The sequence below is a fragment of the Streptomyces sp. NPDC048442 genome, from assembly GCF_040651475.1.
In the GTDB taxonomy this organism is placed as follows: Bacteria; Actinomycetota; Actinomycetes; order Streptomycetales; family Streptomycetaceae; genus Streptomyces.
The window spans coordinates 124,321-139,712 of record NZ_JBEZKB010000018.1 but is presented as its reverse complement, the minus strand read 5'-3'; the positions used below and the strand labels follow the sequence as shown (position 1 = coordinate 139,712).

Here is a 15,392-nt window from a genome sequence, read left to right as displayed (position 1 = left end):
CGGGGAACTGCGCGACCAGCCACGACGCACCCGCACGACGCCCACCGCCCCGCGGCCAGCCACCACGCCCCCGGCCCGCACCATGACCCGCTGCAAGATCACTTGGCTGCTGTTGCCTCCAGGCCCACGCCCGCACTGCCGGTGAGCGACAGGTTGCGACCGTTCACGGTGTACGTGACCTTGCCCTCCAGCACCTTCAGCATCTGCTTCTCCACCGTCCCCGCCTCCCCCTGGCACATCATGCGAGTGGTCGCGATGCGCCCGAATTCGAGCGCGCCGGGGCTCTGCTTCGCCTGGCCGTTGAGGGAGTTGCAGCCGGTGTGGCCGCGTACCGAACCGTCCTTGCCGAAGGTCAGGTACGCCTTGCCGGCCACCCCCTTCGGCACGGACTGCGCGGATTCGCTTCCGCCGGGCTTCATGGTCTTGCGGGCGGTGAAGGACTCGACGGTCCACTTGGTCCCGGCGAACGAGGCGTCAGGCTGCACCGGCTTCGAGGTGAGCGCGATCGTGTCGCCCTTCGAGGTGGTCAGGGTCAGCCGGCTGTCGTCGAGCTTCGCCTTCAGCTGTTCCTTGAAAGCCTTCCGCAGCGAGAGCTCGAAGTCCTGGGCGTCGCACGACATTTGAGTGGACAGCAGCTTGTCGAGGTCGACGGAATCGCCCTTGACGGTCGCCTTGCCACTGAAGGAGTTGCAGCCGTAGTTGCCCTTGACCGCACCCTTCTTGTCGATCTCGACGAAGGTGTCCTTGGGTGCCGCGGTCTTCTTCCCGCCGGCGGTCGAGCTCTCCACGGTCCAGCGCACCCCGGTCAGCGGCAGATCGGTCTGCACGGCACCGCCGTCACCCTTTCTGTCGCCCGCACCGGCACCGGCTCCCGTGGTCTCCGTACCGCAGGCGGACACGGCGAGCAGCGCTGCTGCGGTGAGGGGTACACCCAGCATCTTCAGCGTCTTGAACTTCGGCTTCGTCTGCATGCCGATGTGACGGAACAGGTGGGACAACCGGTTCCACTTGACCCGGCGCACGCCCCCGTCTCACCCCATGATCGGCAGCACCCCCACCAGATCCGCACGCTCCCCACTGGCGCTGACCTGCGCTTCTTTGATCGCGTCCGCCCATTGTGTACGTCCTGTGGCAAGCCGGATCCAGGTCAGCGGGTCGGTCTCCACGACATTGGAGGGGGTCCCCCTGGTGTGCCGGGGCCCCTCGATGCACTGCACCACCGCGTACGGCGGAATCCGCACCTCCGTGGACGCTCCGGGTGCCTTGACGGCGAGCGCGTCCGCGAGCAGCCGCGTACAGGCCGCGAGCGCCTGCCGGTCGAACGGCACGTCCACGCCGGTCGCCCGCGCCAGGTCGTCACTGTGCACGACGAGCTCGACGGTGCGGGTGACGAGGAAGTCCGCGAACCGCATGGGCCCGACCCTGGTCCGCGTGATCCGCTCGTCGTCGGCCCCGGGCAGCGCCTCGGCGATCCCGGCGGCCACCCGCTCGTACAGCTCCCCGATGGGCGCGGACGCCGCGAGCTCCCGGGTGTCGTCCGCCACCTGCCCGGCATGGACCTCGGTCGCGAACGGCCAGTCAAGCAGGCCCACTTCGGCCTTGGCCGGTGCGGGCTCGCCCAGGAACCGCACCACCGAACCCAACGCCATCGACAGATGCGCGGCCAGCTCCCGCACCGACCAGTCCCCCAGCCCGCTCGGCAGCGCGAGCTGCTCCTCGCCGAGCCCGCCGACGACCTCCCGCACATGCCCGAACTGGGCGAGCACGGCGGCCCGGGTCCTGGCCGGGTCGTAGGTCCTGGGGCGCTTCTTCTTGGCCGGGTTCGGGTTCACGGGCGACATGGAAACGAGGTTAGACCCCGGCACGGGGGGGCGTGCTCCGCGTGGGGGCCGCCCCCTTGCCCACCCTTCCCCAAGCTCTCGGCTTCGCTCGAGCAGGGGAGACCCCACTGCCCCCGGGGGGCGGCCCCGCTGCCCAAGAGGGCTGGGGGCTAAGGGGCAGGCAGTTAGGGGCGCGGGGAACTGCGCGACCAGCCACGACGCACCCGCACGACGCCCACCGGTCAGCCCCCTCTCGAACGAGGACGCGGCAGGCGTACGGGTGCGGCCCCGTCCCGGTCTCCCCGGGGCGGGGCCGCACTCGGCTACGTAGCGTACGAAAAGCGACTCAGGCCAGCAGGCCCGGGATCGTCGCCTCGTGCGCCGTCCTCAGCTCGCTCAGCGGGATGCTGAACTCGCCCTGGATCTCGATCTCCTCGCCGTCCACGACACCGAGGCGGGTGACGGGCAGACCGCGCGCCCCGCACATGTCGTTGAAGCGGAGCTCCTCGCTGCGCGGGATCGACACGACCGCACGGCCCGCCGACTCCGAGAACAGGAGGACGAACGGGTCGATGCCGTCCGGCACCACCAGTCGCGCACCCTTCCCGCCGCGCAGGCAGGACTCGGTGACGGCCTGGATCAGACCACCGTCGGAGAGGTCGTGGGCGGCGTCGATCATGCCGTCCCGCGACGCCGAGATCAGGATCTCGCCGAGCAGCTTCTCGCGCGCCAGGTCGACCTTCGGCGGCATGCCGCCGAGGTGGCCGTGCACGACCTCGGACCAGGCGGAGCCGCCCAGTTCCTCGTGCGTGTCACCGAGGAGGTACAGCAGCTGTCCCTCTTCGGCGAAGGCCATCGGCGTACGCCGTGCGACATCGTCGATCACACCGAGGACCGCGACGACGGGCGTCGGGTGGATCGCGGTCTCACCGGTCTGGTTGTACAGAGAAACGTTGCCACCGGTCACCGGAGTTCCCAGTTCCAGGCAGCCGTCCGCGAGACCGCGGGTGGCCTCCGCGAACTGCCACATGACGTCCGGGTCCTCGGGGGAACCGAAGTTGAGGCAGTCCGAGATGGCGAGCGGCTTCGCGCCCGTGGTCGCCACGTTCCGGTACGACTCGGCGAGCGCCAGCTGCGCGCCCGTGTACGGGTCGAGCTTGGCGTAGCGCCCATTGCCGTCGGTCGACATGGTCACGCCGAGACCGGTCTCGGCGTCGATGCGCACCATGCCCGCGTCCTCCGGCATGGCCAGCACCGTGTTGCCCTGCACGAAGCGGTCGTACTGCTCCGTGATCCACGCCTTGGAGGCCTGGTTGGGCGAGGCCACCAGCTTGAGGACCTGCTCACGCAGCTCGTCGCCGTTGGCCGGGCGGGCCAGCTTGTTGGCGTCGTCGGCCTGGAGCGCGTCCTGCCAGGACGGGCGGGCGTACGGCCGGTGGTACACCGGGCCGTCGTGGGCCACGGACCGCGGCGGCACGTCCACGATCTGCTCGCCGTGCCAGAAGATCTCCAGCTGCGAGCCCTCGGTCACCTCACCGATGACGGTGGCGATGACGTCCCACTTCTCGCAGATCTCCATGAAGCGGTCCACGTGCTGCGGCTCGACGATCGCGCACATGCGCTCCTGCGACTCGCTCATGAGGATTTCCTCGGGCGAGAGGGAGGAGTCGCGCAGCGGCACGGTGTCCAGCTCGACGCGCATACCGCCGGAACCGGCCGAGGCCAGCTCGGAGGTGGCACAGGACAGCCCGGCGCCGCCGAGGTCCTGGATGCCCGCGACCAGCTTCTCCTTGAAGATCTCCAGGGTGCACTCGATGAGGAGCTTCTCCTGGAAGGGGTCGCCGACCTGCACGGCCGGGCGCTTCGTCGGCTTCGCATCGTCGAAGGTCTCACTCGCCAGGACCGAGACACCGCCGATGCCGTCGCCACCGGTCCGGGCGCCGTACAGGATGACCTTGTTGCCGGGGCCCGACGCCTGCGCGAGGTGGATGTCCTCGTGCTTCATGACGCCGATGCAGCCCGCGTTGACCAGCGGGTTGCCCTGGTAGCAGGCGTCGAAGACGACCTCGCCGCCGATGTTCGGCAGGCCGAGGCAGTTTCCGTAACCGCCGATTCCGGCGACGACGCCCGGCAGGACGCGCTTGGTGTCGGGGTGGTCGGCCGCACCGAAACGGAGCGGGTCCACGACCGCGACCGGGCGGGCGCCCATCGCGAGGATGTCGCGGACGATGCCGCCGATGCCGGTGGCCGCGCCCTGGTAGGGCTCGATGTACGAGGGGTGGTTGTGCGACTCGACCTTGAAGGTGACCGCGTAGCCCTGGCCGACGTCGACGACACCGGCGTTCTCGCCGATGCCGACGAGCATGGCGTCGTTCTCCGGGACCTTCTCGCCGAACTGCTTGAGGTGGATCTTGCTGCTCTTGTACGAGCAGTGCTCCGACCACATCACGGAGTACATGGCGAGCTCGGCGCCGGTGGGACGGCGGCCGAGGATCTCGCGGATCCTGGCGTACTCGTCCTCCTTGAGGCCGAGCTCCTTCCAGGGCTGCTCGACGTCGGGCGTGCCACTTGCGTGCTTGACGGTGTCCAGAGTCATCAGGCGTTGACCAGCTTCTTCAGGATCGAGGTGAAGAATCCGAGCCCATCGGTACGGCCCGTACCGATCAGCGGCTCGACGGCGTGCTCGGGGTGCGGCATCAGGCCGACGACGTTGCCCGCCGCGTTGGTGATGCCGGCGATGTCCCGCAGCGAGCCGTTGGGGTTGGTGTCCAGGTAGCGGAACGCCACCCGGCCCTCCGCCTCCAGCTCGTCGAGCGTGCGCTCGTCCGCGACGTACCGCCCGTCCATGTTCTTCAGCGGTACGGAGATCTCCTGGCCCTGCTCGTAATCGAGGGTCCAGGCGCTCTCCACGTTCTCCACCCGCAGCTTCTGGTCGCGGCAGATGAAGTGGAGGTGGTTGTTCCGGAGCATCGCACCGGGCAGCAGATGTGCCTCGGTGAGGATCTGGAAGCCGTTGCAGATACCGAGGACCGGCAGGCCGGCCTTCGCCTGCTCGATGATCGTGCCCATCACCGGCGAGAAGCGCGAGATGGCACCGGCCCGCAGGTAGTCGCCGTAGGAGAACCCTCCGGCGAGGACGACCGCGTCGACCTGGTGGAGGTCCTTGTCGCGGTGCCACAGGGACACCGGCTCGGCGCCCGCCAGCCGGACGGCACGCAGTGCGTCCTGGTCGTCCAGCGTGCCGGGAAAGGTGACGACTCCGATACGAGCAGTCACTTCGACTCCTCCACCTTCACGGTGAAGTCCTCGATGACGGTGTTGGCGAGGAACGTTTCGGCCATCTCGTGGATGCGGGCGAGGGCGGCGTCGTCGACCGGTCCCTCCACCTCCAGCTCGAAACGCTTCCCCTGACGGACGTCCGCGATTGACTCGAAGCCGAGACGCGGCAGCGCACGCTGCACCGCCTGTCCCTGCGGGTCGAGGATCTCGGGCTTGAGCATGACGTCGACTACGACGCGTGCCACTGGCACTCCCGGTGTGGTGTGGTGCAAAAGGGCGGTTCCATCAGCGTACCCGCCCAAAAATTCTACGCGGGTAGATATCTCCACGAGTCGATCACGTTCCGGTATCGGCACCAACAACGACGGGAAAAATCAGGGAAAAAAGAGGCCTCCCTCATTGCACTCGGACACGCTGACGGAATTGACTGGGCTTCACAATGCAATGCCTCCCCCTGTACAAAGGAATACAAGGGAAAGCAGCATTGCTCCAGAGTTGCTTCAAAACAGCCGGAAGCTCGACATCACCGCACGTCAGCGCGGTGACACTGATACTCACGCCGGTACACGCCCGCTAGGAAGGACCGATATCCGTGGCTCAACGCGTAGTGGTCACGCTCTCCGACGACATCGACGGAGGAGAAGCGGCGGAAACGGTGACCTTCGGCCTCGACGGGAAGTCGTACGAGATCGACCTCAATCCCGCCAATGCAAAGAAACTGCGCACGGCACTGAAGCCGTACGTGACGGCAGGCCGAAAGCACTCGAAGTCGGGCAATGTGTACCGGCACACGTCGGTGGCCCCGGACCCGGCGGCGGTACGCGCCTGGGCGCGGTCGCACCAGATGGAGGTGCCGGCCAGGGGCCGGATCCCGAAGAAGGTCTACGAGGCGTTCGCGGAAGCGTCCTGACGGAGAAGCGCCCCGGCGGGGAAGCACCCTGACGGAGCGGCAGGTGTCCGGCCGTCCCGTCGCGGGCCTCCGCGAGGTCGGCCGGGAACCGATTTGCATGACACCCAGGTACGTGGGCTAAAGTCTGGAGCACGCCGAAGGGCAAGGCCGCAAGGCCCCGCCTCACGCAGCGTGCGGGTGTAGTTCAGTAGCAGAACATCCTCCTTCCAGGAGGAAGGCGCAGTGTGCAATTCCTGTCACCCGCTCTGCATCGCTCAACCGATTACCGGTCGCTCCGGAGGATCGGGTAGGGTGATGCCGCACCACCACGCAGTACCCCCCAGCAGTACCTTGCGGACGTAGCTCAGTTGGTAGAGCGCAACCTTGCCAAGGTTGAGGTCGCCAGTTCGAACCTGGTCGTCCGCTCCACATCGAAAAGCCCCGGTCATTGCGACCGGGGCTTTTCGCGTTGTCCCGACGTGCCCCCGGCTTGTCCCCCGCTTGTCCCCGGCGCTCATGACATTTGTCATCGGGAGCGATGACAGCGCGCACTGCCGCCGGCTCCGGTCCGGCGGAAGTCTGGAGACATGACCACCAACGCAGAGCTTGTGATCGACGTCCAAGGGCTCCGGCGGACGTACGCCGGGGGCTTCGAGGCCGTCCGTTCCGTCTCCTTCTCCGTGGCGCGCGGCGAACTCTTCGCGCTCCTCGGGACGAACGGCGCGGGCAAGACCTCCACGCTGGAGCTGCTTGAGGGCCTGGCCGTGCCGAGCGGCGGTTCGGTACGGGTGCTGGGGCACGATCCGCACACGGAGCGTTCCGCGGTGCGGCCGCGGGTCGGCGTGATGCTCCAAGAGGGCGGATTTCCCTCGCAGTTGACGGTGCTGGAGACGGCACGGATGTGGGCGGGGTGCACGAGCGGGGCGCGGCCGGTCGGCGAGGCGCTGGAGCTGGTGGGGCTCGGCGGGCGCCATTCCGTACGGGTCATGCAGCTGTCCGGCGGCGAGCGGCGGCGGCTCGACCTGGCGATGGCGGTGCTCGGGCGGCCCGAGGTCCTCTTCCTGGACGAGCCGACGACCGGTCTCGATGCCGAAGGGCGGCGCGAGACCTGGGAGTTGGTGCGGGAGCTGCGCGAGCAGGGCACGACCGTACTGCTGACGACGCACTACCTCGAAGAGGCCGAGGAGCTGGCCGACCGGCTGGCGATCATGCACGAGGGCCGGATCGCCGCCGAGGGGCGGGTCGAGGAGGTGGTGGCCGCGCATCCGTCCCGGATCAGCTTCGAGCTGCCTGACGGGTACCACATGGGGGACCTGCCGGCACTGGGCCAGCTGGGTGTGACGGAGCATCAACTCAACGGCAGGACGGTGCAGTTGAGCACTCCGAACTTGCAGCGAGCGGCCACCGGACTGCTGGTCTGGGCGGAGACGGCGGGCGTGGAGCTGCGCGGTCTCGACGTGCGGTCCGCATCGCTGGAGGAGGCCTTCCTGCACATCGCACGGGAGGCGAAGGAATCGACGGCCACGGCGAAAGCGGCCACCGCGAAGACCGCGACGACGAAGAGGGACGAGGTGGCGGCGCGATGAGCGGCACGCTGACGCAGGCAGGACACGAGACGGCGACTGCCGGGCCGCGCACCACGGCCGCGAGCCGGATGAAGGCCCTGGCGCGGGCCGAACTCACCCTGCTGGGGCGGCACAAGGCCGGTCTGGTCATGCTGCTGGTGATGCCGCTCGCCCTGACCCTCTCGTCCATGTCGGTCGCCAAGGACATGGACCTGGAGAAGATGGGGCTTTCGCTCGGCACGATGCTGATCCCGACGGCGATCGCGTACGTACTGGTCTTCGGGATCTACACCCAGCTGGTCGGTACGTACGTCACCCGGCGCGAGGAACTGGTGCTCAAGCGGCTGCGCACCGGCGAGCCGGGCGACGTGGAGATCCTCGCCGGCACGTCCGTCGCCGCGCTCACGGCCGCCGTGGTGCAGTGCCTGGTGCTGATCACGGCCGGTGCCCTGCTGCTGGACGTGGAGATGCCGTCCCGCGTGCTGTTCGTGGCGGTGGGCATCCTGCTCGGGCTCGTACTGTCGGTGCTCCTCGCGGCGGCGACCGCGGCGTTCACGAAGTCCGTGGAGAGCTCGCAGCTCACGATCGCGCCCGTCATGCTGCTCTCGATGTTCGGCTCCGGGCTGTTCTTCCCGCTGGAGGTCCTCCCGGACACCGTCGCCACGATCTGTGAACTGCTGCCGCTCTCCCCGGTGGTGGAGCTGATGCGGGGCGGCTGGTCCGGCACCCTGAGCTGGAGCGGAGCGCTGGGGGCCGTGGCCATCGCGGCGGCCTGGATCGTACTGTCGGTGTTCACGGTCAAGAAGCGGTTCCGCTGGGAGCCGCGGCGATAGAGCCGGCGATCGCGGGGGCCGGGGGTCGAGGAAGTGAGACGGGGATGAAGGGTTTCTGGCAGAAGCGCAGCCGGGCCGCGAAGCTGGACCTGTACATGCGGGTCACCCTGTACATCATCCCGTGGGCAGGCCCCCTCGGCGTGCTGGGCACTCTCTCCCCGGGCCTGATGCGGGAGCCGGGTTCGGCCCTGCTGGCCCAGGGCCTGATGGTGGTGGCCGTGGGGCAGTGCGTGCTCGCCATGCACGCCATGTCGCTCGGGTTCGCCCATCGGCTGCACGGTGCGGCGGCCCCCTGGCGGACCGCTTGGTCGGCCCTGCTGCTCGCCGGGGTCGCCGTGGTGCTGGCAGCGGCTCTCCAGTCCGCCGGCGGACTGGACGGCAAGAACCCCACCGGCGCGAACATGGTCCTGCTCGTCTTTTACGGGCTGTTCCCCGCGGCGCTGTCCACGTTCGCCCTGTCGACGGTGCCACGGCTGCTGCTGGGGACGGCGGCGACCGGGGTGGTGGTGGCCGTCCTCGTACAGGTCACGACGGGACGGCCGAGCCTTGCCCTGGCCGGTGCGCTCACGGCCCTGCTGGTCTGCCCGACCTGCCTGTCGGTCTACCGGTCGTCGCTCTGGTACATGGCGTTGGTCTGGGAAATCGACCGGGCCCGGGAGACGCAGGCCCGTCTCGCCGTCGCCGAGGAGCGGCTCCGCTTCGGGCGGGACCTGCACGACGTGATGGGCCGCAACCTGGCCGTCATCGCGCTCAAGAGCGAGCTCGCCGTCCAGCTCGCCCAGCGCGGCCGGCCCGAGGCGGCCGAGCAGATGGCCGAGGTGCAGCGGATCGCGCAGGAGTCGCAGCGCGAGGTGCGCGCGGTCGTGCGCGGATACCGGGAGGCCGACCTGCGCAACGAGATCGAAGGGGCGCGCGGGGTGCTGGCCGCCGCCGGAATCAGCTGCCTGGTGGAGGACGGCCTCGCCGCCGACCTGCCCACCGGGGTGCAGTCCGCGCTCGGCTGGGTCGTCCGCGAGACGACCACCAACGTCCTGCGGCACGGCAACCCGAAGAGCTGCACCCTGCGCCTCAGCTCGGACGGGGTCCGCGCGGTCCTCGTCGTCGAGAACGACGGGACGGTGGACGCCGCCGCCGGGACGTCCGCAACCCCGGGTACGGGCCTGGCCGGCCTGCGCGAGCGGCTGGCCGCGGTGGGCGGCACGCTGACCGCGGGGGCGTCGGACCACGGCACGTTCCGGGTCACGGCGGAGGTTCCCCTGACGGTACCCGGCGAACCAACACCACCCGAGGACAAGGAAGTTGAGCGCATGAGTTCCGGAGCAGCAGCCGGGCGCTCCATCGGCGCGAAGCTCTTCGGGCGCTCCGCCCGTACGAAAGCATCCGCCCGTACGAAAGCATCCGCCGGTACGAAAGCATCCGCCGGTACGAAGGCGTCCGCCGACGCGGGAGCGGGTGCCGCATGAGCGCCGTACGCATCCTGCTCGCCGACGACGAGCACCTCATCCGGGGGGCGCTGGCCGCGCTGCTCGCACTGGAGGACGACCTGGAGGTGGTCGCCGAGGCGGCCACCGGGCCCGAGGCGCTCGCCATGGCGCTCCAGCACCGGCCCGACGTGGCGGTGCTCGATCTCCAGATGCCGGGGCTCGACGGTGTGGCGGTGGCCACATCGCTGCGGACCGGGCTGCCGGACTGCCGGACCATGATCGTGACCAGTCACGGGCTGCCGGGACACCTGAAGCGGGCGCTCGCGGCGGGCGTGCGCGGCTTTGTGCCGAAGACCGTCAGCGCCCAGCGACTGGCCGAGATCATCCGTACCGTACAAGCCGGAAACCGTTATGTGGACCCGGAGTTGGCGGCAGACGCGATCGCGGCCGGGGACTCGCCGCTGACCGTCCGCGAGGCCGAGGTGCTGGAGCTCGCGGCGGACGGGGCGCCCATCGCGGAGATCGCCGAGCGGGCCGCGCTGAGCCAGGGAACCGTACGGAACTACCTGTCGTCGGCGGCCTCGAAGCTGGGGGCGGAGAACCGTCATACGGCGGTGCGTCTCGCCCGGGAGCGGGGTTGGGTATAGTTGGCCTCGCGCCACGGCGCAACGCGGACGTAGCTCAGTTGGTAGAGCGCAACCTTGCCAAGGTTGAGGTCGCCAGTTCGAACCTGGTCGTCCGCTCCAGTCAGTAGAAATAAGTACAGCGCCAGAAGGCCCCGGTCATCGCGACCGGGGCCTTCTGCGTACGTACTGCTAGGACCAGCTCTGGCCGGTCAGGCGCTCGTACGCCTCGACGTACTTCGCACGGGAGGCGTCCACGATCTTCTGCGGGAGCGCCGGCGGGGGGTTGTCCGACTTGGGGTCCCAGCCGGATTCGGCCGAGGTCAGCCAGTTCCGGATGAACTGCTTGTCGAAGGACTGCTGCACCCGGCCCGGCTCCCAGTCGTCGGCCGGCCAGAAGCGCGAGGAGTCCGGGGTGAGGACCTCGTCGGCGATGACGAGGCGGCCCTCACCGCCGGCCACCGCTTCGTACCCGAACTCGAACTTGGTGTCCGCGAGGATGATGCCCCGGTCGCGGGCGATGTCCCGGGCCCTGCCGTACACCGCGAGGGTGGTCTGGCGGAGCTGGGCGGCGGTCTCCGCGCCGACTTCGCGGGCCACCTCCTCGTAGCTCACGTTCTCGTCGTGGTCGCCGACGGCGGCCTTGGTGGCGGGCGTGAAGATCGGTGCGGGCAGCTCGGAGCCGTTGACCAGGCCCTCGGGCAGGGCGAGGCCGCAGACCGTCCGGGTCTCCTGGTACTCGACCAGGCCCGAGCCGGTCAGATAGCCGCGGGCCACGCACTCGACGGGGACCATGCGCAGCGACTTGCAGACGAGCGCGCGGCCCGCCCAGTCGGCCGGGGCGCCCGGCGGCAGGTCCGTCGACAGGACGTGGTTGGGGACGAGGTCCGCGAGCTGGTCGAACCACCACAGCGAGAGCTGGGTGAGAATGCGCCCCTTGTCGGGGATGTCGGTGGGCAGCACCCAGTCGAAGGCGCTGGTGCGGTCGCTGGCGACCATCACGAGGTCGCCCGCCTCGTTCTGGTACAGGTCGCGCACCTTGCCGGTGTGCAGATGCACCAGGCCCGACACCTGCTGGGGCTCGGGCTTTACTACGAATCCGGACACGGTTCCTCCCCGTGGTTATGGCCAATCGAGCTCGATTCTCCCGTACGCGCGGGGGAAGTCCCCGGTCAGGGTGGCCGGGGCGCGCGGAACGGTTTCGTACGGATGTGGGGTGGGTGTGCGCGGGAGGGTCCCGGCAGTGCTCCTGGCGGTGTTCCGGGCGGTGGTCCGGGCGGTCCTCCCGGCCGGGCTTCAGGTGCCCTTGGCGATGCGGTCCAGGAGGTTCGCCGTGGCCTTCTGGATGCGGGGGTCGACGTGCCCGGGGCGGTCCAGCGCAGGGGACCACGCGAAGGTCCCGGACGCGAAGACGAGGGCTCCGCTGGGGGCCCGGTACAGGGACGTCTCCTGGTGGCGCAGGGCGCCCTCGCTGTCCCGGTACGGGGAGTGGGCGAGCAGGATGCGGCCCCGGTGCTCGGGCAGCGCGGTGCGCGGGAAGTAGCGGTCGGCCTCGCCCGCGACCAGGCCCTCGATCTCGTCGCCCTCGCCGGCCCCGGTGCCTTCCCACAGCCAGTGCTCCGCGTTCCGCACGACCAGGGGGCTCGGCTCGGGGACTCTTCCCGCGTACTGGATTCCCATCAGCTGCTGCTCGGGGCGGCCCGCCTCGCGCCACAGCGCGGTCTTGCCGTGGCCGCGGCGCTTGAGGCAGGAGAGGAAGCGGTCGGGGACGCCGGAGGGGGCGGGGCCCAGCTCGACCTGCCAGTACATGGTGTTCGCCGACAGGAAGACGAGGGAGGTGCCCTGGTCGCGGGCGCGCTCGGCGGCCTTACGCATGGGGACCGACCAGTACTCGTCGTGGCCGGGGAAGATCAGGCCGCGGTAGCGGGAGGTGTCGATGCGGCCGGCGTGCAGGTCGCGGGCGTCCGCGTACGCCAGGTCGTAGCCGTAGCGCTCGGCCCAGCGGATGAAGTCGTAGGCGTGCCCGACGTGCAGGGGCAAGCCCTGGCCCGCGTACGGACGGTCGAAGGAGACGGTGGTGGCGGCGTCCTCCTCGCCGAGGAGCCGGCCCTGCTCGTCCCATGCGTGGTAGAGGCTGGCGCCGGTGCGGCCGTCCTCCGGGTAGAGGTTGTACGCCTGCCAGGTGATGTCCGGGAGCAGCAGCAGGTAGTCGGCGGCGCGGTCGTCGCGGACCGTGAAGGGGACGTGCGTGCGGTGGCCGTCGGCGCTGGTCAGCACGGCGACGTAGGCGCCGAGGCTCCAGTACTCGGGGATCTGCAGGCGCCAGGACTGCCACCAGTGGTGGCAGGAGACCGTGCGGTCGGCGGCCAGCGGGGCGGGCTGGACGATGCCGGAGAGGCGGGGGCTGGTGTCGACCTTGAGGGCGCCGGCGCCGCTGTAGTGGCCGATCCGGTAGACGTACGCGGAGAACTCCTGCGGCGGGTTGACCGTGACGTGGAAGTCGACGGAGCCGCCCGGGGAGACCGAGCCGGACGAGGTGAAGCCCTTGATCTGGCAGTTCACGTCGTCGGCCGCGCGGGGGCCCGAGGTGCGGCGCGGCGGCGGGACCTTGGCGCCGGTGGCCGGATCCAGCTCCGCGTACCAGGGGACGACCGTGCCGTCCGCGTCGAGGTACTGGTCGCCGCCGCGCAGCCAGGGCAGCGGGCCCTGGCCGAAGGGGTCCGAGACGGCGTGCGCGAGCGCCCCCGATTCCCAGCGAATCTGCTCCGTCCCCACGTCACATCCCTCCCTCGGCCCCCTGAGCCATCAGCGGTCGTCCGGTCCCACAGTGGTGCGCGGGCTGTCAGCTCCAGGACCCCAGCACATCACATAACGCACGCACTCCGTCACCGTTCGTCGCGAATTGGCGTGAAACGGAACCTCGTACTCCGTTCGTGGGACCTGTCGGCGGTTCTGCGCGCGCCCCGCGCGCACCAGGCGTACGGGCGGGTACGCACCACGCGTCGGGGCGGGTGGTGCGGGCGTTGTTCACACCAGGCGTCGGGGCGGGTGGTGCGGGCGTTGTTCACACCAGGCGTACGGGCTTTTCCGGCCGGACTCCGACGTCGGTGAGCCAGCCGCGCAGCGGGCCCGGGTCGCCGTCCTCGACGAGGCTGAGGACCGGCCCGGTGAGGTCGCTGCGGCGCTTGCCCTCGACGAGCAGGGCGGGGCCGTCCAGCCAGTCCAGCCCCGGGGCGGCGCCCGCGGTGTCGACGGCGGCGCAGCAGACCATCGCGGTGACGTGGTCGGCGAGCAGGTCGCGGCCGGTGCGGGGCGGCTGGATGGGGAAGACCGGCAGCGGGTCGCCGGGGGCGCCACCGCCACAGGAGCCGCTGTCCAGGAACTCCTGGCCGTCGGCGAGGACGACCGGCGCGGGCGGCGCGGCTGCGGCCTCCTCGCGGGCGGCCTCGGCGGTGATGCCGGCGGCGAGGGCGTCGGTGCGCTCCTCGTCGCTGCGGCCGTCGTCGGGCCCGGGGGCGCCGGTGTGGGCGACGGCCTCGGCGGCGAGGTGGTCCATGACTCGGGCCAGCGTGGGCCCCGTACGGTCGCCGCCGGAGCGGCGGACGCCGAGGGTGTCCAGGACACGGTGCAGCCGGGCGGCTTCCGTACGCCACTTCCGGTCGACGACTTCCTCCGGGTACGCCTGCCAGTCGACCGGGGACCAGTCGGGCCCCGGGGCGGCCGGGCCGCCGTGGAAGAGCCGGGCGGCCAGCAGGGAGGTGGCCTCGTCGACGGCGCCCGGCTCCTCCAGGAGGTCGCAGGCGGGGCGCTCGCCGAGCCGGGAGGCGAACCCGTCGGCGAGGCGGTCGCGGCGGGAGAGCTCGGTGAGGGCGGAGACCACTCCTGCATCGAGCCGGGAGGGCCAGCGGCCCATCCGCCAGGCGGGCAGCGCGACCCGGGTCAGCAGCCGGTCCCAGCCCGCGTAGGCGAGGCCGACCTGCTCCTGGGCGACGATCCGCAGCCCGTAGTCCACAGCCTGTGCACGCTCGGACGCGGCGGCGGCGACGCCCCGCTCCAACTGCGTGATGTGCTCTCGGCAGCCCGTCAGGAGGATCCGGGAGATCCGGCCGAGGGGCGCCAGCGCGATCCGGCGGGCCGTGCCCCCGGGGCCCCGGCCCGGCTTGGCCGCGACCGCGACGGCCGCGTCCAGGCCCCGTACGAAACGGCGGGCGGCGGCTATGTCGGGGTGCGCGGAGGGGCCCGTACCGGCAACGACCGGGGCGAGGACGGCGCGCAGCTCGGCGACGCGCATCCACCACAGGAAAGGCGAACCGATCACCAGGACGGGGGCGGTGGGGGCAGGGGCGGGCCCGGACACCTGGGCGGTGGGACGGGACGCCTGGGCGGTGGGACGGGACGCCTGGGCGGTGGGACCGGCGGGTATGGACTCGGCGGGCCGGGACTCCGTATCGGTGCGCCGGGACTCCGTATGGGACCGCTGTGACTCCGTATCGGCGCGCCGGGACTCGGTATCGGCGCGCCGGGACTCGGTATCGGCGCGCCGGGACTTCGGGCGGCTGACCGCGCGCACCGCGGCGTGCGAGCGGTCCTCCAACCAGCTGTCGCAGTCCGGGGTCAGGGCTATCGCGGACGGCGCGGGGACGTCGAGCCGCTCGGCCAGGTCCCGCACCAGGCGGTAGAGGTCGGGGGCGGACGCCTCGGACAGCTCCACCGTGGGCGTCACGGCGGGCCGGGCCCTCGTCACGACGGCAGCGACCACCAGGCCGACCAGCAGCACCACCAGCGCGGCACCGGACACCGCCCAGCGGGCCACGTCCCAGCCCGCACCCGCGAGCCGCCCGGACACCCCGCCGGCCAGCAGCACGACCGCCGCGGCCGCCGGCAGCAGGGCCAGGGCCAGCGCCCGGCTGCGCACCCGAAGCACCGCGAGCGCACGCTCGCGCGCGGCTTGCGCGCCCT

The 15,392-nt window shown here is 70.8% G+C and carries 13 protein-coding genes and 3 tRNA genes; 8 read left to right on the top strand and 8 right to left on the bottom strand.

Annotated elements, in window-relative coordinates; genetic code table 11:
- Positions 1–98: 98 nt before the first annotated feature.
- From AB0D18_RS25625 to purS, 5 genes are all read right to left on the bottom strand, one after another.
- A complete protein-coding gene (locus AB0D18_RS25625; RefSeq protein ID WP_362422916.1) occupies positions 99–1,022 on the bottom strand; it encodes an META domain-containing protein in 924 nt (307 codons plus the stop codon).
- A 9-nt stretch (positions 1,023–1,031) separates the two neighbouring features.
- Complete coding sequence (locus AB0D18_RS25620; protein ID WP_362422913.1) at positions 1,032–1,841, bottom strand: sterol carrier family protein; 810 nt, start codon at positions 1,839–1,841, stop codon at positions 1,032–1,034.
- 325 nt (positions 1,842–2,166) lie between these two features.
- Positions 2,167–4,416 (bottom strand): phosphoribosylformylglycinamidine synthase subunit PurL, encoded by a 2,250-nt coding sequence (purL, locus tag AB0D18_RS25615; protein WP_362422910.1) that lies wholly within the window; start codon positions 4,414–4,416, stop codon positions 2,167–2,169.
- Positions 4,416–5,096: a phosphoribosylformylglycinamidine synthase subunit PurQ gene (gene purQ, locus AB0D18_RS25610; RefSeq protein WP_362422907.1), complete on the bottom strand. Its 681-nt coding sequence runs from the start codon at positions 5,094–5,096 to the stop codon at positions 4,416–4,418. Before purQ ends, purL begins: the two co-directional genes overlap by 1 nt.
- Positions 5,093–5,344, bottom strand: a complete 252-nt coding sequence (gene purS, locus AB0D18_RS25605; RefSeq protein ID WP_362422904.1) for a phosphoribosylformylglycinamidine synthase subunit PurS — start codon at positions 5,342–5,344, stop codon at positions 5,093–5,095. Before purS ends, purQ begins: the two co-directional genes overlap by 4 nt.
- 347 nt (positions 5,345–5,691) lie before the next feature.
- On the opposite strand from purS, the gene AB0D18_RS25600 reads away from it, so the two are divergent.
- The 8 genes from AB0D18_RS25600 (at position 5,692) to AB0D18_RS25565 (ending at position 10,556) form a co-directional block, all read left to right on the top strand.
- Positions 5,692–6,009 carry an Lsr2 family protein gene (locus AB0D18_RS25600; RefSeq protein ID WP_362422901.1) on the top strand — a complete coding sequence of 106 codons (318 nt, stop codon included), beginning with the start codon at positions 5,692–5,694 and terminating at the stop codon, positions 6,007–6,009.
- A 173-nt stretch (positions 6,010–6,182) separates the two neighbouring features.
- Positions 6,183–6,254: transfer RNA gene (locus AB0D18_RS25595), tRNA-Gly, on the top strand.
- 87 nt (positions 6,255–6,341) lie between these two features.
- Positions 6,342–6,417: transfer RNA gene (locus tag AB0D18_RS25590), tRNA-Gly, on the top strand.
- A gap of 158 nt (positions 6,418–6,575) precedes the next feature.
- Entirely contained in the window at positions 6,576–7,574 is a 999-nt protein-coding gene (locus tag AB0D18_RS25585) for an ABC transporter ATP-binding protein (protein ID WP_362422898.1), read from the top strand.
- Positions 7,571–8,386, top strand: a complete 816-nt coding sequence (locus AB0D18_RS25580; protein ID WP_362422895.1) for an ABC transporter permease — start codon at positions 7,571–7,573, stop codon at positions 8,384–8,386. Before AB0D18_RS25585 ends, AB0D18_RS25580 begins: the two co-directional genes overlap by 4 nt.
- A 44-nt stretch (positions 8,387–8,430) precedes the next feature.
- Positions 8,431–9,849 (top strand): sensor histidine kinase, encoded by a 1,419-nt coding sequence (locus AB0D18_RS25575; RefSeq protein WP_362422892.1) that lies wholly within the window; start codon positions 8,431–8,433, stop codon positions 9,847–9,849.
- Entirely contained in the window at positions 9,846–10,457 is a 612-nt protein-coding gene (locus tag AB0D18_RS25570) for a response regulator transcription factor (protein ID WP_362422889.1), read from the top strand. The genes AB0D18_RS25575 and AB0D18_RS25570 overlap by 4 nt, the downstream gene beginning before the upstream one ends.
- Before the next feature lie 23 nt (positions 10,458–10,480).
- A tRNA-Gly gene (locus AB0D18_RS25565) sits at positions 10,481–10,556 on the top strand.
- A 69-nt stretch (positions 10,557–10,625) separates the two neighbouring features.
- Here the strand turns inward: AB0D18_RS25565 and AB0D18_RS25560 are convergent.
- From AB0D18_RS25560 to AB0D18_RS25550, 3 genes are all read right to left on the bottom strand, one after another.
- Positions 10,626–11,540 (bottom strand): phosphoribosylaminoimidazolesuccinocarboxamide synthase, encoded by a 915-nt coding sequence (locus AB0D18_RS25560; RefSeq protein ID WP_362422886.1) that lies wholly within the window; start codon positions 11,538–11,540, stop codon positions 10,626–10,628.
- A gap of 189 nt (positions 11,541–11,729) precedes the next feature.
- Positions 11,730–13,208 carry a N,N-dimethylformamidase beta subunit family domain-containing protein gene (locus AB0D18_RS25555; RefSeq protein ID WP_362422883.1) on the bottom strand — a complete coding sequence of 493 codons (1,479 nt, stop codon included), beginning with the start codon at positions 13,206–13,208 and terminating at the stop codon, positions 11,730–11,732.
- A 289-nt stretch (positions 13,209–13,497) separates the two neighbouring features.
- Positions 13,498–15,357: a hypothetical protein gene (locus AB0D18_RS25550; protein ID WP_362422880.1), complete on the bottom strand. Its 1,860-nt coding sequence runs from the start codon at positions 15,355–15,357 to the stop codon at positions 13,498–13,500.
- Between the last annotated feature and the right edge of the window lie 35 nt (positions 15,358–15,392).